At 65.6% G+C, this 21,482-nt stretch carries 27 protein-coding genes and 1 pseudogene; 27 read left to right on the top strand and 1 reads right to left on the bottom strand.

Annotated elements, in window-relative coordinates; all coding sequences use genetic code 11:
• Together ACFWBT_RS29575 and ACFWBT_RS29570 are read left to right on the top strand one after the other, a co-directional pair.
• The coding region (locus ACFWBT_RS29575) for a DUF6531 domain-containing protein (protein WP_385705815.1) at positions 1-3,891 on the top strand (3,891 nt) is incomplete at its 5' end.
• 25 nt (positions 3,892-3,916) lie between these two features.
• Positions 3,917-4,558, top strand: a complete 642-nt coding sequence (locus ACFWBT_RS29570) for a hypothetical protein (protein ID WP_385705813.1) — start codon at positions 3,917-3,919, stop codon at positions 4,556-4,558.
• A gap of 124 nt (positions 4,559-4,682) precedes the next feature.
• Here the strand turns inward: ACFWBT_RS29570 and ACFWBT_RS29565 are convergent, their stop codons facing one another.
• Positions 4,683-4,970, bottom strand: a complete 288-nt coding sequence (locus ACFWBT_RS29565) for a phospholipase D-like domain-containing protein (RefSeq protein WP_385705811.1) — start codon at positions 4,968-4,970, stop codon at positions 4,683-4,685.
• Positions 4,971-5,036: 66 nt separating this feature from the next.
• Between ACFWBT_RS29565 and ACFWBT_RS29560 the strand changes: the two are divergent.
• The 25 genes and pseudogenes from ACFWBT_RS29560 to ACFWBT_RS29440 all read left to right on the top strand — a co-directional run.
• Positions 5,037-7,601, top strand: a pseudogene (locus ACFWBT_RS29560) (RHS repeat-associated core domain-containing protein); the annotation flags it as partial.
• 346 nt (positions 7,602-7,947) lie between these two features.
• Positions 7,948-8,772 carry a hypothetical protein gene (locus tag ACFWBT_RS29555; protein ID WP_385705809.1) on the top strand — a complete coding sequence of 275 codons (825 nt, stop codon included), beginning with the start codon at positions 7,948-7,950 and terminating at the stop codon, positions 8,770-8,772.
• 627 nt (positions 8,773-9,399) lie between these two features.
• Entirely contained in the window at positions 9,400-9,708 is a 309-nt protein-coding gene (rpsJ, locus tag ACFWBT_RS29550; RefSeq protein WP_003948644.1) for a 30S ribosomal protein S10, read from the top strand.
• 17 nt (positions 9,709-9,725) lie between these two features.
• On the top strand, positions 9,726-10,370 hold the full coding sequence (rplC, locus tag ACFWBT_RS29545; RefSeq protein ID WP_261705325.1) for a 50S ribosomal protein L3: 645 nt from the start codon (positions 9,726-9,728) through the stop codon (positions 10,368-10,370).
• A 4-nt stretch (positions 10,371-10,374) separates the two neighbouring features.
• Positions 10,375-11,031 carry a 50S ribosomal protein L4 gene (rplD, locus tag ACFWBT_RS29540; RefSeq protein WP_037627000.1) on the top strand — a complete coding sequence of 219 codons (657 nt, stop codon included), beginning with the start codon at positions 10,375-10,377 and terminating at the stop codon, positions 11,029-11,031.
• On the top strand, positions 11,031-11,447 hold the full coding sequence (gene rplW, locus ACFWBT_RS29535) for a 50S ribosomal protein L23 (protein WP_189190335.1): 417 nt from the start codon (positions 11,031-11,033) through the stop codon (positions 11,445-11,447). Before rplD ends, rplW begins: the two co-directional genes overlap by 1 nt.
• 39 nt (positions 11,448-11,486) lie before the next feature.
• Entirely contained in the window at positions 11,487-12,323 is an 837-nt protein-coding gene (rplB, locus tag ACFWBT_RS29530) for a 50S ribosomal protein L2 (RefSeq protein ID WP_153289116.1), read from the top strand.
• A gap of 12 nt (positions 12,324-12,335) precedes the next feature.
• Positions 12,336-12,617, top strand: a complete 282-nt coding sequence (gene rpsS, locus ACFWBT_RS29525) for a 30S ribosomal protein S19 (protein WP_024755409.1) — start codon at positions 12,336-12,338, stop codon at positions 12,615-12,617.
• A 42-nt stretch (positions 12,618-12,659) separates the two neighbouring features.
• Positions 12,660-13,007, top strand: coding sequence for a 50S ribosomal protein L22 (rplV, locus tag ACFWBT_RS29520; protein WP_006604878.1), 348 nt, complete (start codon positions 12,660-12,662; stop codon positions 13,005-13,007).
• The gene (gene rpsC, locus ACFWBT_RS29515) at positions 13,007-13,837 is read left to right on the top strand and encodes a 30S ribosomal protein S3 (protein ID WP_266761750.1); all 831 of its coding nucleotides are present in this window, start codon (positions 13,007-13,009) and stop codon (positions 13,835-13,837) included. Before rplV ends, rpsC begins: the two co-directional genes overlap by 1 nt.
• 5 nt (positions 13,838-13,842) lie before the next feature.
• Positions 13,843-14,262 carry a 50S ribosomal protein L16 gene (gene rplP / locus ACFWBT_RS29510; protein WP_099500627.1) on the top strand — a complete coding sequence of 140 codons (420 nt, stop codon included), beginning with the start codon at positions 13,843-13,845 and terminating at the stop codon, positions 14,260-14,262.
• On the top strand, positions 14,262-14,486 hold the full coding sequence (rpmC, locus tag ACFWBT_RS29505) for a 50S ribosomal protein L29 (RefSeq protein ID WP_003998824.1): 225 nt from the start codon (positions 14,262-14,264) through the stop codon (positions 14,484-14,486). Before rplP ends, rpmC begins: the two co-directional genes overlap by 1 nt.
• The gene (gene rpsQ / locus ACFWBT_RS29500) at positions 14,486-14,770 is read left to right on the top strand and encodes a 30S ribosomal protein S17 (RefSeq protein WP_266761752.1); all 285 of its coding nucleotides are present in this window, start codon (positions 14,486-14,488) and stop codon (positions 14,768-14,770) included. The genes rpmC and rpsQ overlap by 1 nt, the downstream gene beginning before the upstream one ends.
• A gap of 119 nt (positions 14,771-14,889) precedes the next feature.
• Positions 14,890-15,258 (top strand): 50S ribosomal protein L14, encoded by a 369-nt coding sequence (gene rplN / locus ACFWBT_RS29495; protein WP_003992364.1) that lies wholly within the window; start codon positions 14,890-14,892, stop codon positions 15,256-15,258.
• A 2-nt stretch (positions 15,259-15,260) separates the two neighbouring features.
• Positions 15,261-15,584 carry a 50S ribosomal protein L24 gene (gene rplX, locus ACFWBT_RS29490; protein ID WP_007494760.1) on the top strand — a complete coding sequence of 108 codons (324 nt, stop codon included), beginning with the start codon at positions 15,261-15,263 and terminating at the stop codon, positions 15,582-15,584.
• Positions 15,584-16,141, top strand: coding sequence for a 50S ribosomal protein L5 (gene rplE / locus ACFWBT_RS29485; RefSeq protein WP_153289112.1), 558 nt, complete (start codon positions 15,584-15,586; stop codon positions 16,139-16,141). The genes rplX and rplE overlap by 1 nt, the downstream gene beginning before the upstream one ends.
• 5 nt (positions 16,142-16,146) lie before the next feature.
• Positions 16,147-16,332, top strand: coding sequence for a type Z 30S ribosomal protein S14 (locus ACFWBT_RS29480; protein ID WP_003948630.1), 186 nt, complete (start codon positions 16,147-16,149; stop codon positions 16,330-16,332).
• Between the two features lie 211 nt (positions 16,333-16,543).
• Positions 16,544-16,942 carry a 30S ribosomal protein S8 gene (rpsH, locus tag ACFWBT_RS29475; protein ID WP_010986352.1) on the top strand — a complete coding sequence of 133 codons (399 nt, stop codon included), beginning with the start codon at positions 16,544-16,546 and terminating at the stop codon, positions 16,940-16,942.
• Between the two features lie 24 nt (positions 16,943-16,966).
• The gene (gene rplF, locus ACFWBT_RS29470; RefSeq protein ID WP_385705807.1) at positions 16,967-17,506 is read left to right on the top strand and encodes a 50S ribosomal protein L6; all 540 of its coding nucleotides are present in this window, start codon (positions 16,967-16,969) and stop codon (positions 17,504-17,506) included.
• 3 nt (positions 17,507-17,509) lie between these two features.
• Positions 17,510-17,893 carry a 50S ribosomal protein L18 gene (gene rplR, locus ACFWBT_RS29465; protein WP_010986354.1) on the top strand — a complete coding sequence of 128 codons (384 nt, stop codon included), beginning with the start codon at positions 17,510-17,512 and terminating at the stop codon, positions 17,891-17,893.
• Positions 17,894-17,934: 41 nt separating this feature from the next.
• Positions 17,935-18,540, top strand: coding sequence for a 30S ribosomal protein S5 (rpsE, locus tag ACFWBT_RS29460; protein WP_037694140.1), 606 nt, complete (start codon positions 17,935-17,937; stop codon positions 18,538-18,540).
• Complete coding sequence (rpmD, locus tag ACFWBT_RS29455; protein ID WP_055553514.1) at positions 18,540-18,722, top strand: 50S ribosomal protein L30; 183 nt, start codon at positions 18,540-18,542, stop codon at positions 18,720-18,722. The genes rpsE and rpmD overlap by 1 nt, the downstream gene beginning before the upstream one ends.
• A gap of 2 nt (positions 18,723-18,724) precedes the next feature.
• The gene (gene rplO / locus ACFWBT_RS29450; RefSeq protein ID WP_189190330.1) at positions 18,725-19,180 is read left to right on the top strand and encodes a 50S ribosomal protein L15; all 456 of its coding nucleotides are present in this window, start codon (positions 18,725-18,727) and stop codon (positions 19,178-19,180) included.
• A gap of 245 nt (positions 19,181-19,425) precedes the next feature.
• Entirely contained in the window at positions 19,426-20,739 is a 1,314-nt protein-coding gene (gene secY, locus ACFWBT_RS29445) for a preprotein translocase subunit SecY (protein ID WP_385705804.1), read from the top strand.
• Complete coding sequence (locus tag ACFWBT_RS29440) at positions 20,739-21,395, top strand: adenylate kinase (RefSeq protein WP_385705802.1); 657 nt, start codon at positions 20,739-20,741, stop codon at positions 21,393-21,395. The genes secY and ACFWBT_RS29440 overlap by 1 nt, the downstream gene beginning before the upstream one ends.
• Positions 21,396-21,482 lie beyond the last annotated feature (87 nt).

Below are 21,482 nucleotides of genomic sequence, written 5' to 3'. Positions count from 1 at the left end.
TCGGATGCGGGTATTCGCAATCGGAAGTGGTGGGAGGAGGTCGGGGACTGGTTCTCCGACAACTGGGACACCATCGTCACGGTCTGCAAGGTCGTTGTCGCCGTTCTGGGCATCATCGCGATGATCATCGGGGGGCCGATCCTCGGCGCGATCGTGCTGATCGCCGCCCTGGTGGTTCTCGCGGACACGCTCAATAAGTATGCGAAGGGGCAGGCGTCTCTCTGGGATGTGGCCTTCGCGGCTCTGGACTGCATACCGGGCATGAAGGGGATCACGACCCTCGGGGGGCTCGCCAAGGGGCTCAAGGGCGGCATGGCCGCGCTGAAGGGCCTCAAGGGTGGTCTCAAAGGTATGGCGCTTGCCGCGCGTGGCCTGGGCAGGAGCGCGCGGGGCGCCATCGCGGACGGTGCGAAGGGCGCCTACAGCCGGCTCAAGAGCAAGATCAAGGGATGCGGCGACCCGGTGGACGTCGCGACTGGTCAGATGTTCCTGGCCGAGACAGATGTCGCTCTGCCCGCCGCCTTGCCGCTGGCCTTCACCCGCCGGGTTGCCTCCGGGTACCGCACCGGTTGGTGGTTCGGTCCAAGCTGGGCCTCCACCATCGACCAGCGTCTCGAAGTCGATGACGACGGCATCGTCTTCGTGACCGAGGACGGAATGCTCCTCGCCTACCCTCACCCCGCTGGTTCGGGGACACCGGTCTTGCCCGAGACGGGACCTCGTTGGCTCCTGACCCTCCAGGACGACGGCGGCTACCGCGTCGACGATCCAGTGACCGGCCATGCTCGCCATTTCGCTCTCCCGGCCGACGGCATCGCGCCTCTCACCCGCATCGTCGACCGTAACGACAACACGATCACCTTCGAATATGACGAGCGCGGCATCCCTCTCGCCATCCAACACTCGGGTGGCTACCACCTCACACTCGCCGTGGACGACGGCCGTGTCACCGGTCTCAGCCTCGCCGGCGGGAACGACGACGGCTCTGATGCCGTCGTCAAACGCTACGGCTACACCGACGGCAACCTCACCCACATCATCAACTCCTCCGGTTTGCCGCAGAAGTTCAGCTACGACGACCGCCTGCGCATCACCGACTGGACCGATCGCAACCACAGCCGATACGCCTACACCTACGACGAGTACGACCGTTGCCTGACTCAGGGCGGCGACGCCGGGCACGTCAGTGGCACGTTCGCCTACGACGGGACCGACCCCGTCTGGCCGGACTGCCGCATCACCACCCACACGACGGCCGAAGGCGAGGTCTCCCGGTTCGTCATCAACGACAACAGCCAGGTCATCGCCGAAATCGATCCTCTCGGCCACGCCAATCGCACCACGTACGACGAGCACCATCATGTCCAGTCGCGAACCGACCCACTCGGCAACACCACCACGTACACGCACAATGCCCTGGGTCGGCCGACCGAGATTCGGCAGCCGGACGGCAGCGCACTCGTTGTGGAGTACGACGCGTCCGCCCTCCCGGTCCGACTCGTTCAGCCGGACGGGGCGGTCTGGGGGCACACCTACGACCAGCGGGGAAATCCCGTCCGCCTGTCCCACCCGAACGGTGCGGTCACCCACTTCACGTACGACGACCGGGGCAATCTCAGTTCTGTCACCGACCCCGCAGGTGCCACAACACGGGTGAGGTGCGGCCCCGCAGGTCTGCGTGTCGAGACAGTCAGCGCACTCGGCGACCGCACGACCCGTGCCCATGACCCGTTCGGCAGACTCAGCAGCAGCACGGATCCCCTGGGACACACGACCAGGCTGTGGTGGACGACTGAAGGCGGCATCGCCCGGGTGCTCGGGCCCGACGGCTCAGAGGAGACGTGGACCTACGACGGCGAGGGCAACTGCACGGCCCACACGGATGCCGGCGGTGCGCGCACGACCTTCGAGTACACGCACTTCGACCTGCTGCGTTCCCAGACCGGACCTGACGGCAGCCGTCATGAATTCGCCTACGACGCCTCACTGAGGCTCACCCAGGTGACCAACCCTCTCGGTCTCACCTGGCACTACACGTACGACCCCGCAGGCCGCCTCACAGCCGAGACCGACTTCGACGAGCAGCGGATCAGCTATGAGCGTGATGCTGCGGGTCGGCTGGGGTTGCGGGTCAACCCGGCTGGCCAGAGCGTCCGTTACGCCTATGACGCGGTAGGACGGCTGCTCTCCAAGGCGGCGGACGGTGAGGTCACCTCGTACGCGTACGACCGGGCGGGTCGACTCGTTCACGCTTCCGGCCCCGGCTGTGACCTGGACTGGGAACGGGACCTCACCGGACGGATCACGGTCGAGCGGATCAACGGGCGCATACTGTCGTCGGTCCATGACTTCCTGGGGCGGCGCGTGGAACGCGTCACGCCCTCGGGTGCCCGCGCTTCCTACGCGTACGACGCCATCGGGCGCATTGCTTCCCTGCGTACCTCCGGCCATTCGGTCGACTTCACCCATGACGCCGCGGGACAGGAGACCGGTCGGCTGATCGGCGGATCCGTGTCGATCGGCCAGACGTGGAACGTCGCCGGCGGTCCGCTCGAACAACTGGTGACGGCCGCCGGGAACCAGCTACAGAAGCGCTCGTACGACTATCGGGCGGATCACCACCTCGTCAGGGTCGAGGATGCCCTCGAAGGTGCGATGAACCTCGACGTGGACGCAGAGGGGCGCATATCCGGTCTGCAGGGGGCCTCTTGGGTGGAGAACTACTCCTACGACGCGGCCGGGCAGGTGACCGCCGCCTCCTGGCCCGGCAACCGGATGGCCAATGAGTCGGAAGGGGAACGGCTGCTGTCGGGGACGCAGTTGGAGCGCGCCGGCTCGACGCGCTACCAGTACGACTCTGCGGGACGGGTCGTCGTACGCCGCAAGACGCGTCTCTCACGCAAGCCCGAGGTGTGGCGGTATACCTGGGACGCCGAGGACCGTCTGACCTCCGTGATCACACCGGACGGCACCGTCTGGCGCTATCTGTACGACCCACTCGGCCGCAGGATCTCCAAGCAGCGCCTCGGCGGCGACGGCCGAGTCGTCGTGGAACGGACCGACTTCACCTGGGACGGGCCGATTCTCGCCGAGCAGACCACCGTCGCACTTGGGCTTCCCCATCCCGTCACCCTCACCTGGGATCACCAGGGGCATAGGCCCGTCGCCCAGACCGAACGCCTCACGGACCCGGGCACGCAGGAAGAGATCGACTCCCGCTTCTTCGCCATCGTCACCGACCTCATCGGCACCCCCACGGAACTGGTGGACGAACAGGGCGTCGTGGCATGGCGCGCTCGGCGGACGGTCTGGGGAATCACCGCTTGGCCCAAGGAAAGTCAGGCTTACACACCTCTGCGGTTTCCTGGCCAATATCACGACCCGGAAACCGGACTCCACTACAACTATCAGCGCCACTATGATCCCGAAACGGCCCGCTATACCTCACTCGACCCATTGGGCCTGGCGCCCGCTCCCGACCCGTACGGATACGTCACCAATCCGCTGCGGCAGTTCGACCCGTTCGGACTCATGTCCTGTGACGACACGGTGGTTCTCTATCACGGATCACGCAACTGGACCGGCGGCGAATTCTCCCTGAGCCATTCCGACGATCTCCAACGGGAATACACCCCGGACATGGGTGTCTATTTGACCGATGACTTCAACAGGGCTGCAACCGGATATGCCACACCCGAAGGAACGGTCGTCCGCGTCGAAGTTCCCAGGTCGTTCGCCGAATCCGTGTACAGAAGGCACGGCGGTCCTGCCGGGAGGGAACCTGAGTACTACGTCAACACCCAGGAGGGCGTGGACATCCTGAACGCTGGGTCGCCCCGTGCGCTTCCGCAACGAGACGCGATCATCCAGCATATGATGGGTCAGTTCTAGTTCGAATATGTGAGGCGCGGAGAATATGTCGGAACCGATTACCCCCATTCCCGAATCGAGTCTCGCGCGTTCGGTTTTTGGACCGCTCGGTGGCGTGATAGAAATTGGGGCAGTGAATCGTACCGGGACCTGGGAATTGTCTAAGGTGTCCGTGGGGGAATTTATCGCCAATCGACACGATGATGTCACGGCGATGCTGGACGGAATTCGTTCGGTGTGTCAATTCAGTGATTCGGCGATGGGGATCGTCGGCGAGTTGGGTCGATTCCGTGACCATGAAGTGCCGGCGGCATTTCTGCTGTTGTGGTCCGGGGGGCTGGAGGCCGTTCCGCAGGACCTGGCCGAGCTCGAAGAACCGCTCAGGGTGCACCGGATGTGCCGCATGGCTGCGGATCTGCAACTGACCCACTTCCTGCAGGCCTTGATCACTGCCGCCATCGTGGCCGGGACTGAAACCGGGCGAGGCGCGGAGGACATCGCGAAGATCCTCGGCATCGCCGCCGACTTGGCAGACGAGTCGGGACGGAGCGCGCCGGGCCAGATCTTCCGCATGTGGCGAGTCGCCCATCTGCCAGGGATCCTCCGCCCTGGATCGGACGCCCCCGAGAGCGGCAAGGCGGGATTCCGCGCCTACGACCAGGCGCTGGAGCGACTGCTCGACCGATAGCGATTCGAGAGGGGTGGGTACTGCCGCCTTGCGACGGTTGGCCGAGGACGTCTCCGTGACAGCCGGGTACGACGGCGAGAACGGCAGGCCGATGTCGGGCGGACAACACCGGTATCCGTGGGCCTCAGGCGAGGCGCATCACGCCGTTCTCGGGTGTGATGCGCCAGCGGAAGTGGTCGACCAGAGGTCCTACGACCGCCGGGTCGCGCAGCACTACTCCAAGTTCGATGTTGTCGGTCAGTGCTCGGTCGGTGAGGTTGGCGCTGCCGAGGAAGGCCGTGTGCCGGTCGGCAGCGATCAACTTGGCGTGGAGGACGCCAGTGGACGTCGCACGGTGCCAGACAGCCACGCTGGGTGGCAGTGTGGCGAAGGCGGCTGATGCCTGCGTGGACTCCTCCAGCAGAAGGTCCACGTGCACTCCTCGATCGGCCGCTTCTGCTATTTCCGCCACTACATCCCCCGCGCCGTAGGCCGCAACGGCCAGCCCACCCGGATCATCCGACCGGACGGGCGCGAGACCTGGGCGGAGTACAACGAACTCCGGCTCATCACGAAGTTCGCCGGTCCCGACGGCGAGGTGCACCGCCAGACCTACGACGGTCGAGGCAACAGGACCTCGGTGACCGGTCCGACGGGCGGCACCACGCATCTCACCTACGACGACTCAGGACGTCTCACCGTCGTCACCGATCCCCTCGGCCACGTGACGACGGTCCACTGCAACGAGGCCGGGCTGCCTGTCCGGACAACGAACCCACTTGGCGCGGTTACGTGCTATGAGCGTGCTGCGTTCGGCAGAACCGTCGCGCTCACGGACGCGACGGGGGCCTCATCGCGGCTGGAGTGGACAGTCGAGGGACATCTGGCTCGCAGGACGGCTGCCGACGGCACGACGGAGTCGTGGACATACGACGGCGAGGGCAACTGCGTCAGCCATACCGACGCCATGGGTGTGGTGTCCCGCTTCGAGTACACGCACTTCGACCTGATGACGGCCCGTACCGGGCCGAACGGTGTGCGGTACGAGTTCACGCACGACAACCAGCTGCGCCTCAGGCAGGTGACCAACCCGCGGGGTCTGACGTGGGATTACGAGTACGACCTCGCGGGGCGCCTGATCGCGGAGACGGATTTCGACGAGCGCACCCTCGCCTATACGTACGACGAAGCGGGGCGTCTGACGTCGCGTACCAACGGCCTCGGCGAGACCATCGCCTACGAGCGCAACGAACTCGGCCAGGTGGTGCGAAAGGACGCCGCGGGCCGGGTCACGACGTACGCGTACGACCTCACCGACCAGCTCGCCCAGGGAACGGGCCCCGACATCACGCTGACCGTCGGGCGAGACCGTTTCGGGCGTCTCAGGTCCGAGACCGTCGACGGTCGTGAACTCCGCTACACCTATGACGACTTGGGCCGACGGACCGGTCGCACGACCCCGACCGGCTCCACGGCGACGTGGACGTACGACGCCGCTGGGCGCCGCACCGGGGTAGCTGTGGACGGCCGGACCATCGACTTCACGTACGACTTGATGGGACGTGAACTCACCCGCCAAATACCCGAGATGGTCGCGCTGGAGCAGACCCTCGACGTCCGAGGGCGCGTGATCTCTCAGGCGGTGACCGCAGCGGACGGCCGCTCGGTTCAGCAGCGTGCCTACACCTACCGTGCCGACGGCAACCTGATCGGCATGGACGACAGTTTGTCCGGCTCCAGATCCTTCGACGTGGACCCGGCCGGCTTCGTGACGGCGGTGCACGCCGCGAACTGGGCAGAGAGGTACACCTACGACGACGCGGGTAACCAGACATCGGCCTCCTGGCCTGCTGAGCACCCCGGTCAGGAGGCGACCGGGGCTCGCACGTACGCAGGGACCCGTATCAGCCGCGCCGGCAGCATCCGCTATGAGCATGACGCTCTCGGTCGCATCGTTCTCCGCCAGAAGACCAGACTGTCCCGCAAGCCGGACACCTGGCGCTACGAGTGGGATGTGGAGGACCGTCTCACCTCGGTGATCACGCCGGACGGCGTCCGCTGGCGCTATCTGTACGACCCACTGGGGCGTAGGACAGCGAAAATCCGGCTGGCGGATGACGCCGAGACCGTCATTGAGCGGGTCGACTTCGTCTGGGACGGCACCACCCTCTGCGAACAGACCACGACGGGCCAGGAGATACGAGATCCGGTCACGTTGACCTGGTGCCACAGGGGCGGCCGTCCGATCACCCAGACGGAACGGATCACCGCCGAGGGGGCTCCGCAGCAGGAGATCGATGCCCGGTTCTTCGCCATCGTCACGGACCTGGTCGGAGCTCCCAGCGAGCTGGTGGACGAGGAAGGCGAGATCGCGTGGCGCACACGCAGCACCCTGTGGGGTGCCACGGCGTGGGCTGCCGACAGTACGGCGTACACACCTCTCCGGTTCCCCGGCCAGTACTACGACCCGGAAACCGGCCTCCACTACAACTACTTCCGCCATTATGATCGCGAAACCGCGCGCTATCTCACCACCGATTCCCTGGGGCTGGCGCCTTCGTGGAACCCGGCCACCTACGTTCACAATCCGCATACCTGGACCGACCCGTTGGGGCTGGCGGCGGCCGGATGTGCGGAGGAGGAATACCTTTTCCGGGGAACCACCACAGGATTCGATGCGAGTAGCGGTGCGCAGGGTGTCGGCTTTACCCCGACGTCGACCGACCCTGGTGTGGCCACAGCTTTCGCCCGGCATTCGGAGCAGTACGGTGAAGCGGTGGTCCAGGTGATTCCACGGAGTGCGCTTGACGGGGTGGAAACCGCCAGGGGCTACATAGCCGCAGAGGCGGAGGTCGCGGTGGGGCTTCCCGCTTCTGAGCTCGCCGACAGAGCCAGCGCTGAGATTCCGGTGAGCGTCGCCCGGAACATCCTGGGCGACATGGGAATCCATGTTCCAAAAGTGAACACGTACGAAGGCATCAGCGACGCATTTCAGTGGGACATACCGAAACTCACGCCAGAACAGATAGCCCAACTTGTATCGGAGGCGCACAAGTACGGATGAGAAGGATGCAGGAAAGCTGCAGATTTTTGCGATCGAAGAAAGGGAGTCCGCTGCTGCCACATGTGTTGTCCGATGTGTCGGCGGGATCGTGCGAACGGGGCAGCGATTTGATGTCGGCCGCGACGTGATTCCAGCGGGCGAGAGTTACGGAGTAGTCACTCTCGACTGGATCGACCGATACGGGCGACGAGTGGACTTCGTCGACCCGCCGCACAATGCCAAAGTCCTCTTCTCCGGTGAAGGAGCCCCCTTCTTGAAGGAGGGGGCGACGGTGACGGCCTCGGACATCTAGCGGGCGACACGATCCAAGAGCGTGACGACGACCAGATCGGGGAGGGCGGACATCGTGAGGACGCCACGTTCCGGCGCGGGCGGGGGTCGGCGCGAAGTAGGACCGGAGGAACAGGTACTCCCCCTGCCCGAGGCGGCGTATGCGCGGGAGGTCTTCCGCACGCTCGGCGGGATCGTGGAGATCGGCTCGGTGGTCGCCACTGGTACCTGGGCTGTCGCGGATGCCTTCGTCGGGGGTCTGGTGAAGGCTCGGCAGGCCGAGGTGGACCGGTTGCTCGCCGCCGTCCGCGTGCTCGGCGGCTTCAGCGATGCGTCCATGGGCATCGCCGATGAGCTGGGATACCTGCGCGAGTATCGGGTGACCGCGTCGTCCCTGCTCCTGTGGTCGGGCTGCATCGAGGAGATCTCGCCCCGCCTCGCGGAACTCGAACGCCCGTCGGTCGTGCGCCGCATGTGCCACATGGGGGCGGATCTCCAACTCGCCCATTTCCTGCAGGCGTTGGTCACCGCCGCCATCGCGGGTGGGACCGGGGTCTCACAGGGTGCGGAAAGGGTGGCCGAGGCTCTCGGGATCGCGGTCGCCCTGACGGACGACGGAGGGCGAAGCAGCGCAGCCGCCACCTTCCGGTCCTGGCGGGTCGCCTTCCTCCCGGGCATCCTCCGCCCCGACTCCAGCGCTCCGGACTACGGCAGGGCAGGCTTCCGTGCCTACGCCCACGCCCTGGAGGAACTGCTGGAAGAGGCCGGCGCAGGTGCTGGGCCGCGGTGCGGCGAGAAGGCTCCGGAGCCGATGGCCGACGACTCGCGGTGGTCGGTACGCCCCGCGCCGTCCGACGGCTCGCCCGCTCGCACGCCGCCGGACGAGCCGGGGGAGGGCTGAGGCAAGACGTACGCGGACGACGGGGAGACCGGCGAGGAGCTGCCGGGTCCGGGCCGCCCCGGCGACGAGGGCGGCGCGTGCGCGTTGCGTGGAGGGGCTTATGGGCGGTGTGCCCGTATCCGGTCCGGGGCCCGACGGGGCGGGCAGAGGTGGCGCCGGGGTGGCCGGGCGGGGCTCTGCGGGATCGGTCACGCGATCATGGTCGTGCCGGGTTTGACCTTCGTCACCTTAGGGGTACGATCTCCGGCTCGATTGGCCAGCCCCCCGTCCGGTATGGCAGACTAGCGGGGTTGCTCGGTCGAGTGCCGATGCTGCGCGCCTCCCGTCGGGAGGACTGGAAGCGAGTCCCACAGTACTCGTCGCCCAATCTGTCGTGAGGCAGCGCTGGGGCGGACGTACGGGAATCTTCCGGGAAGTGTCAGCGGGGTGCAGACCAGGCACCCGGTGGGTGTTCTCGCCCCCGGTCCTGCGGTTGCTTTCGGGCGGAGCCGCGTCCCTCGTAGGGAAATCCGTGACGGATATCCCTGTCGGCAGGAGCGCGACACACCCGACCGCGTGGGTCGGAGGACAGGACGCGAACCCCCGGGTTCCAGAGCGTTTCACTAGACAAAGGACTACTGAGTAGCCATGGCGGGACAGAAGATCCGCATCCGGCTCAAGGCCTACGACCACGAGGTCATCGATTCCTCGGCGAAGAAGATCGTCGAAACGGTGACCCGCACTGGTGCGTCGGTCGCAGGCCCGGTGCCGCTGCCCACTGAGAAGAACGTGTACTGCGTCATCAAGTCGCCGCACAAGTACAAGGACTCTCGCGAGCACTTCGAGATGCGCACGCACAAGCGCCTCATCGACATCCTCGACCCCACGCCCAAGACCGTTGACTCTCTGATGCGACTCGACCTCCCGGCCGGTGTCGACATCGAGATCAAGCTCTAGGGATCGGTGATCTGAGAATGGCTAAGCAGATCAAGGGCATCCTGGGCGAGAAGCTCGGCATGACGCAGGTGTGGGACGAGAACAACCGTGTTGTTCCGGTCACCGTCGTCAAGGCCGGCCCGAACGTCGTGACCCAGGTCCGTACGAATGACTCCGACGGCTACGAGTCGGTCCAGATCGCCTTCGGCGAGATCGACCCGCGCAAGGTGAACAAGCCCCTCAAGGGTCACTTCGCCAAGGCTGACGTCACCCCCCGCCGCCACCTCGTCGAGATCCGTACCGCTGACGCCAGCGAGTACACCCTCGGCCAGGAGATCACCGCTGAGGTGTTCGAGGCCGGCATCAAGGTGGACGTGACCGGCAAGAGCAAGGGCAAGGGCTTCGCCGGTGTCATGAAGCGTCACAACTTCAAGGGCCTCGGCGCCGGACACGGTGTCCAGCGCAAGCACCGCTCCCCCGGCTCCATCGGTGGCTGTGCCACCCCGGGCCGTGTGTTCAAGGGCGTCCGCATGGCGGGCCGCATGGGCAACGAGCGGGTCACCACCCAGAACCTGACCGTTCACGCCGTTGACGCGGAGAAGGGCCTGCTCCTCATCAAGGGAGCCATCCCGGGTCCGAACGGCGGCCTCGTCCTGGTCCGTACCGCGGCCAAGGGGGCTTGAGGACATGAGCACCATTGACATTCTGTCGCCCTCCGGCGACACCGCCGGGACTGTTGAGCTCCCGGCCGAGATCTTCGACGTAGAGAAGATCAGCATTCCGCTGCTCCACCAGGTTGTCGTCGCGCAGCTGGCCGCGGCCCGTCAGGGCACGCACAAGGTCAAGCGTCGTGGCGAGGTCCGTGGTGGTGGCCGCAAGCCTTACCGCCAGAAGGGCACCGGCCGCGCCCGTCAGGGTTCGACCCGCGCGCCGCAGTTCGCCGGCGGTGGTGTCGTTCACGGCCCCACGCCGCGTGACTACTCGCAGCGGACCCCGAAGAAGATGAAGGCCGCGGCCCTGCGCCACGCCCTCACCGACCGGGCCCGCAACGCTCGCATCCACGTCATCACCGGCGTGATCGAGGGCGAGACCCCCTCCACCAAGGCCGCGAAGAGCTTCCTCGGCAAGGTCAGCGAGCGCAAGAACGTGCTCCTGGTCATCGAGCGCTCGGACGAGGCCGCGCTGCTTTCCGCGCGCAACCTGCCCCAGGTCCACATCCTGGAGCCGGGCCAGCTGAACACGTACGACGTTCTCGTCTCGGACGACGTGGTCTTCACCCAGGCCGCTTTCGAGTCCTTCGTGTCTGGCCCCCAGGCCGCTGACACCGAAGGGAGCGAAGCCTGATGGCTACGCGTCACCCGAGCATCGCCTCGAAGGCCGCCAAGGCCAAGAAGGTCGCGCGCGTCGCCAAGGCGAAGCGCCACGAGGCCGAAGGCAAGAACACCGTCGAGACCCCGCTGAGCAAGAGCTTCACGGATCCCCGTGACGTCCTCCTCAAGCCGGTCGTCTCGGAGAAGAGCTACGCGCTGCTCGACGAGGGCAAGTACACCTTCGTCGTGGACCCGCGGGCCAACAAGACCCAGATCAAGCAGGCCGTCCAGGCGGTCTTCTCGGTCAAGGTCACCGGGGTCAACACGATCAACCGTCAGGGCAAGCGCAAGCGCACCAAGACGGGCTTCGGCAAGCGTGCCGACAGCAAGCGCGCGATCGTGACCCTCGCTGAGGGCGACCGTATCGACATCTTCGGCCAGGCCTCCTAACGGAGTGCCCTGGTCCGAATATCGGACGAGGACTGAGAAATGGGAATCCGCAAGTACAAGCCGACTACGCCGGGCCGTCGTGGCTCCAGCGTCGCCGACTTCGTCGAGGTCACGCGGTCCACGCCGGAGAAGTCGCTGGTTCGCCCCCTGCACAGCAAGGGCGGCCGTAACAATTCCGGTCGTGTGACCGTTCGCCACCAGGGTGGCGGACACAAGCGCGCCTACCGAGTGATCGACTTCCGTCGTCACGACAAGGACGGCGTGCCGGCGAAGGTCGCGCACATCGAGTACGACCCCAACCGCACCGCGCGCATCGCGCTGCTTCACTACGCGGACGGCGAGAAGCGCTACATCCTCGCCCCCCGCAACCTGTCGCAGGGTGACCGCGTCGAGAACGGTCCCGGGGCCGACATCAAGCCGGGCAACAACCTGGCGCTCCGCAACATCCCGGTCGGTACCACGATCCACGCGATCGAGATCCGTCCCGGTGGCGGCGCCAAGTTCGCCCGCTCCGCCGGTGCCTCGGTGCAGCTGCTCGCGAAGGAGGGCACCATGGCCCACCTCCGCATGCCGTCTGGCGAGATCCGTCTGGTCGACCAGCGCTGCCGCGCCACGGTCGGCGAGGTCGGCAACGCCGAGCAGAGCAACATCAACTGGGGTAAGGCCGGCCGTAAGCGCTGGCTGGGCGTTCGCCCGTCCGTCCGCGGTGTGGCGATGAACCCGGTTGACCACCCGCACGGTGGTGGTGAGGGTAAGACCTCCGGTGGTCGCCACCCGGTCTCCCCGTGGGGTCAGAAGGAGGGTCGTACTCGTTCGCCGAAGAAGGCTTCGAACAAGTACATCGTCCGCCGCCGCAAGACGAACAAGAAGCGCTAGGAGCGGGTTTAGATGCCGCGCAGTCTCAAGAAGGGACCCTTCGTCGACGGACACCTTGTAAAGAAGGTGGACGTACAGAACGAAGCCGGTACCAAGAACGTCATCAAGACCTGGTCCCGTCGCTCGATGATCATCCCGGCCATGCTCGGCCACACGATCGCGGTGCACAACGGCAAGACCCACATCCCGGTGTTTGTCACCGAGTCGATGGTCGGCCACAAGCTCGGCGAGTTCTCGCCGACGCGCACCTTCCGGGGTCACGTCAAGGACGACCGGAAGTCGAAGCGCCGCTAACGCGGGGTGGAATCGACCATGACAGACACTGGAAGGACAACCATGGAAGCCAGGGCCCAGGCGCGGTACATCCGCGTTACGCCCATGAAGGCCCGCCGAGTGGTGGACCTTATCCGTGGCATGGATGCCACGGAGGCTCAGGCGGTCCTGCGTTTCGCCCCGCAGGCCGCGAGCGTGCCCGTCGGCAAGGTGCTTGACAGCGCCATCGCCAACGCCGCACACAACTACGACCACACCGACGCCGGCAGCCTCGTCATCTCCGAGGCCTACGTCGACGAGGGTCCGACCCTGAAGCGGTTCCGTCCGCGCGCCCAGGGCCGTGCCTACCGGATCCGCAAGCGGACCAGCCACATCACCGTGGTCGTCAGCAGCAAGGAAGGAACCCGGTAATGGGCCAGAAGGTTAACCCGCATGGGTTCCGGCTCGGCATCACCACGGACTTCAAGTCCCGCTGGTACGCCGACAAGCTGTACAAGGACTACGTCAAGGAAGACGTCGCCATCCGTCGGATGATGACGTCCGGCATGGAGCGCGCCGGCATCTCGAAGGTTGAGATCGAGCGCACCCGTGACCGCGTGCGGGTGGACATCCACACCGCGCGTCCCGGCATCGTCATCGGCCGCCGTGGCGCCGAGGCCGACCGCATCCGCGGCGACCTCGAGAAGCTCACGGGCAAGCAGGTCCAGCTGAACATCCTCGAGGTCAAGAGCCCCGAGACCGACGCTCAGCTGGTTGCTCAGGCCGTTGCCGAGCAGCTGTCCTCCCGCGTCTCCTTCCGTCGCGCCATGCGTAAGAGCATGCAGGGCACGATGAAGGCCGGCGCCAAGGGCATCAAGATCCAGTGTGGTGGCCGTCTCGGCGGCGCCGAGATGTCCCGCTCGGAGTTCTACCGCGAGGGCCGTGTGCCCCTGCACACGCTCCGTGCGAACGTGGACTACGGCTTCTTCGAGGCCAAGACGACCTTCGGCCGTATCGGTGTGAAGGTCTGGATCTACAAGGGCGACGTCAAGAACATCGCCGAGGTTCGCGCCGAGAACGCCGCTGCCCGTGCCGGCAACCGCCCGGCCCGTGGCGGCAACGACCGCCCGGCCGGCCGTGGTGGCCGTGGTGGCGAGCGTGGCGGTCGCGGTCGTAAGCCGCAGCAGGCTCCCGCTGCCGAGGCCCCCAAGGCCGAGGCTCCGGCTGCCGCTCCGGCTGAGAGCACCGGAACGGAGGCCTGACCGACATGCTGATCCCCCGCAGGGTCAAGCACCGCAAGCAGCACCACCCGAAGCGCCGTGGTCAGGCCAAGGGCGGTACGCAGGTTTCGTTCGGCGAGTACGGCATTCAGGCCCTCACGCCGGCGTACGTGACGAACCGCCAGATCGAGGCCGCGCGTATCGCGATGACCCGCCACATCAAGCGTGGCGGCAAGGTCTGGATCAACATCTACCCGGACCGCCCGCTCACGAAGAAGCCCGCCGAGACCCGCATGGGTTCCGGTAAGGGTTCCCCCGAGTGGTGGGTCGCGAACGTGCACCCGGGCCGGGTCATGTTCGAACTGTCCTACCCCAACGAGAAGATCGCCCGTGAGGCCCTCACTCGCGCAGCCCACAAGCTGCCGATGAAGTGCCGGATCGTCAAGCGCGAGGCAGGTGAAGCGTGATGTCGGCCGGTACCAAGGCGTCCGAGCTGCGCGAACTGGGTGACGAGGAGCTTCTCGCGAAGCTCCGCGAAGCCAAGGAAGAGCTGTTCAACCTCCGCTTCCAGGCGGCGACCGGTCAGCTCGAGAACCACGGTCGGCTCAAGGCCGTCCGCAAGGACATCGCGCGGATCTACACCCTCATGCGTGAGCGCGAGCTGGGCATCGAGACGGTGGAGAGCGCCTGATGAGCGAGAGCAACGTGACTGAGCAGAAGACCGACCGCGGTTTCCGCAAGACCCGTGAGGGTCTGGTCGTCAGCGACAAGATGGACAAGACCGTCGTCGTCGCCGTCGAGGACCGCGTGAAGCACGCGCTGTACGGCAAGGTCATCCGCCGTACGAACAAGCTCAAGGCCCACGACGAGCAGAACGCCGCCGGCGTCGGCGACCGCGTCCTCCTGATGGAGACCCGGCCGCTGTCCTCGACGAAGCGCTGGCGCATCGTCGAGATCCTCGAGAAGGCCAAGTAATTGCCTGAGGCCCTTGGAAGAAATTCCTAGGGGCCCCTCAGGTTCGTTCCGCCAGGCTCGGGGCGGGGCCGTCCTAGACGGTCCCGCCCCGGGAACCGGCAGACAATCAGGAGATAGACGTGATCCAGCAGGAGTCGCGACTGCGTGTCGCCGACAACACTGGTGCGAAGGAAATCCTTTGCATCCGTGTGCTCGGTGGCTCCGGTCGCCGCTACGCGGGCATCGGTGACGTCATCGTCGCCACCGTCAAGGACGCGATCCCCGGCGGCAACGTGAAGAAGGGTGACGTCATCAAGGCCGTCATCGTTCGTACCGTCAAGGAGCGCCGCCGTCCGGACGGCTCGTACATCCGCTTCGACGAGAACGCCGCCGTCATTCTGAAGAACGACGGCGACCCTCGCGGCACCCGTATCTTCGGCCCGGTGGGCCGTGAGCTGCGCGAGAAGAAGTTCATGAAGATCATCTCGCTCGCGCCGGAGGTGCTGTAAGCATGAAGATCAAGAAGGGCGACCTGGTTCAGGTCATCACCGGTAAGGACAAGGGCAAGCAGGGCAAGGTCATTGCCGCTTACCCGCGCGACGAGCGCGTCCTGGTCGAGGGTGTCAACCGGGTCAAGAAGCACACGAAGGCCGGACCCACCGCCAAGGGTTCGCAGGCCGGTGGCATTGTCACGACCGAGGCGCCCGTCCACGTCTCCAACGTCCAGCTGGTCGTTGAGAAGGACGGCAACAAGGTCGTCACGCGCGTCGGTTACCGCTTCGACGACGAGGGCAACAAGATCCGCGTTGCCAAGCGGACGGGTGAGGACATCTGATGGCTACCACCACCACTCCGCGTCTCAAGACGAAGTACCGCGAGGAGATCGCGGGCAAGCTGCAGGAAGAGTTCTCCTACGAGAACGTCATGCAGACCCCGGGTCTCGTCAAGATCGTGGTCAACATGGGTGTCGGCGACGCCGCCCGTGACTCGAAGCTCATGGACGGTGCCGTCCGTGACCTGACCACGATCACCGGTCAGAAGCCGGCCATCACCAAGGCCCGCAAGTCCATCGCGCAGTTCAAGCTGCGCGAGGGTCAGCCGATCGGTGCCCACGTCACGCTCCGTGGCGACCGCATGTGGGAGTTCCTGGACCGCACCCTGTCGCTCGCGCTTCCGCGCATCCGCGACTTCCGTGGTCTGTCCCCCAAGCAGTTCGACGGCCGTGGCAACTACACCTTCGGTCTCACGGAGCAGGTCATGTTCCACGAGATCGACCAGGACAAGATCGACCGCACCCGGGGTATGGACATCACCGTGGTGACCACGGCGACCAACGACGCTGAGGGCCGCGCGCTCCTTCGTCACCTCGGCTTCCCCTTCAAGGAGGCGTAAGCGAGATGGCGAAGAAGGCTCTGATTGCCAAGGCTGCTCGTAAGCCCAAGTTCGGTGTGCGTGGCTACACGCGCTGCCAGCGCTGCGGTCGTCCGCACTCCGTGTACCGCAAGTTCGGCCTGTGCCGCGTCTGCCTTCGTGAGATGGCTCACCGTGGCGAGCTGCCGGGCGTGACCAAGAGCTCCTGGTAGTCCCCGTAATTCAGGGATTCCAGGGCTCTCGGTAAGCAAAGGGCTCTGTCAGGTGCCCACCTCTCCATGGCTTAGGCTAGGAGGGTTGGGCGCCTGACGCCCGTACGACTTACTACGCCGTAGGTCCCCGCACCGCACCCGTCCCGCCCATGAGTGGGGAGAGGGATGGCGCATACAGGAAACCCCGGCGAGAGAGGCCGAAGGCCAATTCATGACCATGACTGATCCGATCGCAGACATGCTTACGCGTCTGCGTAACGCGAACTCGGCGTACCACGACACCGTGGGTATGCCGCACAGCAAGATCAAGTCGCACATCGCGGAGATCCTCCAGCAGGAGGGCTTCATCACGGGCTGGAAGGTCGAGGACGCCGAGGTCGGCAAGAACCTCGTTCTCGAGCTGAAGTTCGGCCCGAACCGTGAGCGCTCCATCGCGGGCATCAAGCGGATCTCCAAGCCCGGTCTCCGGGTTTACGCGAAGTCCACCAACCTGCCCAAGGTGCTGGGCGGCCTCGGCGTGGCGATCATCTCCACGTCGCACGGGCTCCTCACCGACAAGCAGGCCGGCAAGAAGGGCGTAGGCGGAGAAGTTCTCGCCTACGTCTGGTAACGGAAGGGAACGGAGGAAACAGCTATGTCGCGTATTGGCAAGCTCCCCATCACGGTTCCCGCCGGCGTGGACGTCACCATCGACGGCCGTACGGTTGCGGTGAAGGGCCCCAAGGGCACCCTCTCTCACACCATTGCGGCGCCGATCGAGATCGCTAAGGGCGAGGACGGCGTTCTGAACGTCACCCGCCCGAACGACGAGCGTCAGAACAAGGCCCTCCACGGCCTGTCCCGCACGCTGGTGGCGAACATGATCACCGGCGTGACCGAGGGTTACGTGAAGAAGCTCGAGATCAGCGGTGTCGGTTACCGCGTCCTGGCGAAGGGCTCCAACCTGGAGTTCTCGCTCGGCTACAGCCACTCGATCACCGTCGAGGCCCCCGAGGGGATCTCCTTCAAGGTCGAGAACCCCACGCGGTTCTCGGTCGAGGGCATCGACAAGCAGAAGGTCGGAGAGGTTGCGGCCAACATCCGCAAGCTGCGCAAGCCCGACCCGTACAAGGCCAAGGGCGTCAAGTACGAAGGCGAAGTCATCCGCCGCAAGGTCGGAAAGGCGGGTAAGTAAGCCATGGCATACGGTGTCAAGATTGCTAAGGGCGACGCTTACAAGCGTGCTGCCATCAAGCGTCGTCACATCCGGATCCGTAAGCACATCTCGGGTACGGCTGAGCGTCCGCGCCTGGTCGTGACGCGCTCCAACCGCCACATCGTGGCCCAGGTCATCGACGACGTTAAGGGTCACACCCTCGCGTCGGCGTCGACCCTGGACACGACGATCCGCGGCGGCGAGAGCGACAAGTCGGCTCAGGCCAAGTCGGTCGGCGCCCTTGTCGCCGAGCGCGCCAAGGCCGCCGGTGTCGAGGCTGTCGTATTCGACCGTGGTGGAAACCAGTACGCCGGGCGCATTGCCGCCCTGGCGGACGCCGCCCGCGAAGCCGGACTCAAGTTCTGAGTCGGTTCCGTAGCTAGCGGAAACAGAGAGAGGTAATTCCAATGGCTGGACCCCAGCGCCGCGGTGGCGGTGCCGGTGGCGGCGAGCGGCGGGACCGGAAGGGCCGTGACGGCGGCGCAGCTGCTGCCGAGAAGACCGCGTACGTTGAGCGCGTTGTCGCGATCAACCGCGTCGCCAAGGTTGTGAAGGGTGGTCGTCGCTTCAGCTTCACCGCGCTGGTCGTGGTGGGCGATGGTGACGGCACCGTCGGTGTCGGTTACGGCAAGGCCAAGGAGGTGCCGGCCGCGATCGCCAAGGGTGTTGAAGAGGCCAAGAAGCACTTCTTCAAGGTCCCCCGTATCCAGGGCACCATCCCGCACCCGATCACGGGCGAGAAGGCCGCGGGCGTCGTCCTGCTCAAGCCTGCTTCCCCCGGTACCGGCGTTATCGCCGGTGGCCCGGTGCGCGCTGTCCTGGAGTGCGCCGGCGTTCACGACATCCTGTCGAAGTCGCTCGGTTCTTCCAACGCGATCAACATCGTGCACGCGACCGTGGCGGCCCTCAAGGGCCTGCAGCGTCCCGAGGAGATCGCGGCTCGCCGTGGTCTGCCCCTCGAGGACGTCGCCCCCGCGGCTCTCCTTCGTGCACGTGCCGGGGCGGGTGCGTAATGGCTCGCCTCAAGGTCACGCAGACGAAGTCGTACATCGGCAGCAAGCAGAACCACCGTGACACCCTGCGTTCCCTTGGTCTCAAGGGCATCAACACGCAGGTCGTCAAGGAGGACCGCCCCGAGTTCCGCGGAATGGTTCACACCGTCCGCCACCTCGTGACGGTCGAGGAGGTCGACTGATCATGGCGGAAAACAACCCGCTCAAGATCCACAACCTCCGTCCCGCCCCGGGCGCCAAGACCGCCAAGACCCGTGTTGGTCGTGGTGAGGCGTCGAAGGGTAAGACGGCTGGTCGTGGTACCAAGGGCACGAAGGCCCGCTACCAGGTTCCGGAGCGCTTCGAGGGTGGCCAGATGCCCCTCCACATGCGTCTTCCGAAGCTGAAGGGCTTCCGTAACCCGTTCAAGACCGAGTTCCAGGTCGTGAACCTCGACAAGCTGGGCGCGCTGTACCCGGAGGGTGGCGAGGTCACCGTCGAGGGTCTCGTCGCCAAGGGTGCCGTTCGCAAGAACAGCCTCGTCAAGGTCCTCGGCCAGGGCGAGATCTCCGTGGCGCTGCAGGTGACGGTCGACGCCGTCTCCGGCTCCGCCAAGGAGAAGATCACCGCCGCCGGCGGTACCGTCACCGAGCTCGTCTGATTTCAGCAGGCGTCTCGATGACCTGAGCGATCCCGACCGGGGATGCCCCACAAAAGGGGCATCCCCGGTTGGTCGTTCCTAGGGGGGCAGTGTCGCCGGTAAGGTGGCCTGCACTGTTGATTTTCGTCCGGCGTGCCTCAAGGGAACTCCGGACGGGCTTTGACTGTTGGTTAGCTGTCAGTCATCCGTCGAACCTCAAGACCGTCACCCTCTGACGCAGTAGCGCGGGGGTCGCAGGAGGCACCGTGCTCACCGCGTTCGCCCGGGCGTTCAGGACGCCCGACCTGCGCAAGAAGCTCCTCTTCACGCTCGGCATCATCGTGGTCTACCGGGTCGGTACCCACGTTCCGATCCCCGGCGTCGACTACAAGAATGTCCAGTCGTGCATTGACATGGCCGACACGAACCGCGGGCTCTTCAGCCTGATCAACATGTTCAGTGGCGGCGCGCTGCTGCAGATCACGATCTTCGCGCTCGGCATCATGCCGTACATCACGGCGAGCATCATTCTCCAGCTGCTCACCGTGGTGATCCCGCGACTGGAAGCCCTCAAGAAGGAGGGCTCGGCCGGTACGGCGAAGATCACGCAGTACACGCGTTATCTGACGGTCGCGCTCGCCATCCTGCAGGGCACCGGCCTGGTGGCCACAGCCCGCAGCGGCGCCCTGTTCTCGGGCTGCCCCGTGGCCAACCAGATCGTCCCGGACCAGTCGATCTTCACCACCATCACGATGGTCGTCACGATGACCGCCGGTACCTGTGTCGTCATGTGGCTCGGTGAGATCATCACCGACCGCGGCATCGGCAACGGCATGTCGATCCTCATGTTCATCTCGATCGCCGCGACCTTCCCGAGCGCGCTGTGGACCGTCAAGATCTCGGGCAAGCTGGCCGACGGCTGGATCGAGTTCGGCACGGTCATCGCCGTGGGTCTGGCCATGGTCGGCCTGGTGGTCTTCGTCGAGCAGGCGCAGCGCCGGATTCCGGTCCAGTACGCGAAGCGCATGATCGGCCGCCGTTCCTACGGTGGTACCTCGACCTACATTCCGCTGAAGGTCAACCAGGCAGGTGTGATCCCTGTCATCTTCGCCTCGTCGCTGCTCTACATTCCGAGCCTGATCGCCCAGTTCTCGAAGAGCGATTCCGGGTGGAAGACGTGGGTCACGAACAACCTGACCAAGGGTGACCACCCGATTTACATCACGATGTACTTCCTTCTGATCGTTTTCTTCGCGTTCTTCTACGTGGCGATCTCGTTCAACCCCGAGGAAGTCGCCGACAACATGAAGAAGTATGGTGGCTTCATCCCGGGCATCCGGGCTGGCCGGCCGACCGCTGAGTACCTCAGTTACGTACTCAACCGGATCACCTGGCCGGGTTCGCTGTATCTGGGGCTGATCGCTCTCGTGCCGACAGTGGCGTTGGTTGGTTTCGGGGCAAACCAGAACTTCCCGTTCGGTGGCACAAGCATCCTGATCATCGTGGGTGTCGGCCTTGAGACGGTGAAGCAGATCGAGAGTCAGCTTCAGCAGCGCAATTACGAAGGGTTCCTCCGCTGATGCGAATCGTCCTCGTCGGGCCGCCCGGTGCCGGGAAGGGAACGCAGGCCGCGTTCCTCGCCAGGAATCTGGGGATCCCGCACATCTCAACGGGCGACCTGTTCCGTGCCAACATCTCTCGGCAGACGGAGCTCGGCAAGCTGGCGAAGTCCTACATGGACAAGGGCGAACTGGTACCGGACGAGGTCACCATCGCCATGGCCAAGGACCGCATGGAGCAGCCCGACGCGGAGCACGGCTTCCTGCTCGACGGCTTCCCGCGCAACGTCTCGCAGGCCGAGGCGCTCGACGAGATGCTGAGCACCGAGGGCATGAAGCTGGACGCGGTGCTGGACCTGGAGGTCCCCGAGGACGAGGTGGTCCGCCGTATCGCGGGCCGTCGCATCTGCCGCAACGACTCGGCGCACGTCTTCCACGTGTCGTACAAGACGCCGAAGCAGGAAGGCGTCTGTGACGTCTGCGGCGGCGAGCTGTACCAGCGCGACGACGACTCCGAGGACACCGTCCGCACGCGGCTGGAGGTCTACCACACGCAGACCGAGCCGATCATCGACTACTACATGGCCCAGGGCCTGGTCGTCACGATCGCGGCGCTCGGCAAGGTGGAAGAGGTCACGGCGCGCGCGATGGAGGCGCTGTCCCGCGAGGCCGCCTAGGTCTTGATGGGCCGCTCCGCGGTACGCGCGTACCGCGGGCGCGTGAAGCAGTACGTCGCATCGGCCGCGGCACCCCCTCCGGGTGCC

It is taken from the genome of Streptomyces sp. NPDC060027 (genome assembly GCF_042737005.1).
In the GTDB taxonomy this organism is placed as follows: domain Bacteria; phylum Actinomycetota; class Actinomycetes; order Streptomycetales; family Streptomycetaceae; genus Streptomyces.
This window is presented reverse-complemented; position numbering and strand designations above follow the sequence as displayed.

What these genes read in the sequence shown, in the direction of transcription:
- ACFWBT_RS29570 (WP_385705813.1), top strand. Translation starts at nt 3,917, where the DNA reads ATGTCGGAACCGATTACCCCCATTCCCGAATCGAGTCTCGCGCGTTCG.
- rpsJ (WP_003948644.1), top strand. Translation starts at nt 9,400, where the DNA reads ATGGCGGGACAGAAGATCCGCATCCGGCTCAAGGCCTACGACCACGAG.
- rplC (WP_261705325.1), top strand. Translation starts at nt 9,726, where the DNA reads ATGGCTAAGCAGATCAAGGGCATCCTGGGCGAGAAGCTCGGCATGACG.
- rplD (WP_037627000.1), top strand. Translation starts at nt 10,375, where the DNA reads ATGAGCACCATTGACATTCTGTCGCCCTCCGGCGACACCGCCGGGACT.
- rplW (WP_189190335.1), top strand. Translation starts at nt 11,031, where the DNA reads ATGGCTACGCGTCACCCGAGCATCGCCTCGAAGGCCGCCAAGGCCAAG.
- rplB (WP_153289116.1), top strand. Translation starts at nt 11,487, where the DNA reads ATGGGAATCCGCAAGTACAAGCCGACTACGCCGGGCCGTCGTGGCTCC.
- rpsS (WP_024755409.1), top strand. Translation starts at nt 12,336, where the DNA reads ATGCCGCGCAGTCTCAAGAAGGGACCCTTCGTCGACGGACACCTTGTA.
- rplV (WP_006604878.1), top strand. Translation starts at nt 12,660, where the DNA reads ATGGAAGCCAGGGCCCAGGCGCGGTACATCCGCGTTACGCCCATGAAG.
- rpsC (WP_266761750.1), top strand. Translation starts at nt 13,007, where the DNA reads ATGGGCCAGAAGGTTAACCCGCATGGGTTCCGGCTCGGCATCACCACG.
- rplP (WP_099500627.1), top strand. Translation starts at nt 13,843, where the DNA reads ATGCTGATCCCCCGCAGGGTCAAGCACCGCAAGCAGCACCACCCGAAG.
- rpmC (WP_003998824.1), top strand. Translation starts at nt 14,262, where the DNA reads ATGTCGGCCGGTACCAAGGCGTCCGAGCTGCGCGAACTGGGTGACGAG.
- rpsQ (WP_266761752.1), top strand. Translation starts at nt 14,486, where the DNA reads ATGAGCGAGAGCAACGTGACTGAGCAGAAGACCGACCGCGGTTTCCGC.
- rplX (WP_007494760.1), top strand. Translation starts at nt 15,261, where the DNA reads ATGAAGATCAAGAAGGGCGACCTGGTTCAGGTCATCACCGGTAAGGAC.
- rplE (WP_153289112.1), top strand. Translation starts at nt 15,584, where the DNA reads ATGGCTACCACCACCACTCCGCGTCTCAAGACGAAGTACCGCGAGGAG.
- ACFWBT_RS29480 (WP_003948630.1), top strand. Translation starts at nt 16,147, where the DNA reads ATGGCGAAGAAGGCTCTGATTGCCAAGGCTGCTCGTAAGCCCAAGTTC.
- rpsH (WP_010986352.1), top strand. Translation starts at nt 16,544, where the DNA reads ATGACCATGACTGATCCGATCGCAGACATGCTTACGCGTCTGCGTAAC.
- rplF (WP_385705807.1), top strand. Translation starts at nt 16,967, where the DNA reads ATGTCGCGTATTGGCAAGCTCCCCATCACGGTTCCCGCCGGCGTGGAC.
- rplR (WP_010986354.1), top strand. Translation starts at nt 17,510, where the DNA reads ATGGCATACGGTGTCAAGATTGCTAAGGGCGACGCTTACAAGCGTGCT.
- rpsE (WP_037694140.1), top strand. Translation starts at nt 17,935, where the DNA reads ATGGCTGGACCCCAGCGCCGCGGTGGCGGTGCCGGTGGCGGCGAGCGG.
- rpmD (WP_055553514.1), top strand. Translation starts at nt 18,540, where the DNA reads ATGGCTCGCCTCAAGGTCACGCAGACGAAGTCGTACATCGGCAGCAAG.
- rplO (WP_189190330.1), top strand. Translation starts at nt 18,725, where the DNA reads ATGGCGGAAAACAACCCGCTCAAGATCCACAACCTCCGTCCCGCCCCG.
- ACFWBT_RS29440 (WP_385705802.1), top strand. Translation starts at nt 20,739, where the DNA reads ATGCGAATCGTCCTCGTCGGGCCGCCCGGTGCCGGGAAGGGAACGCAG.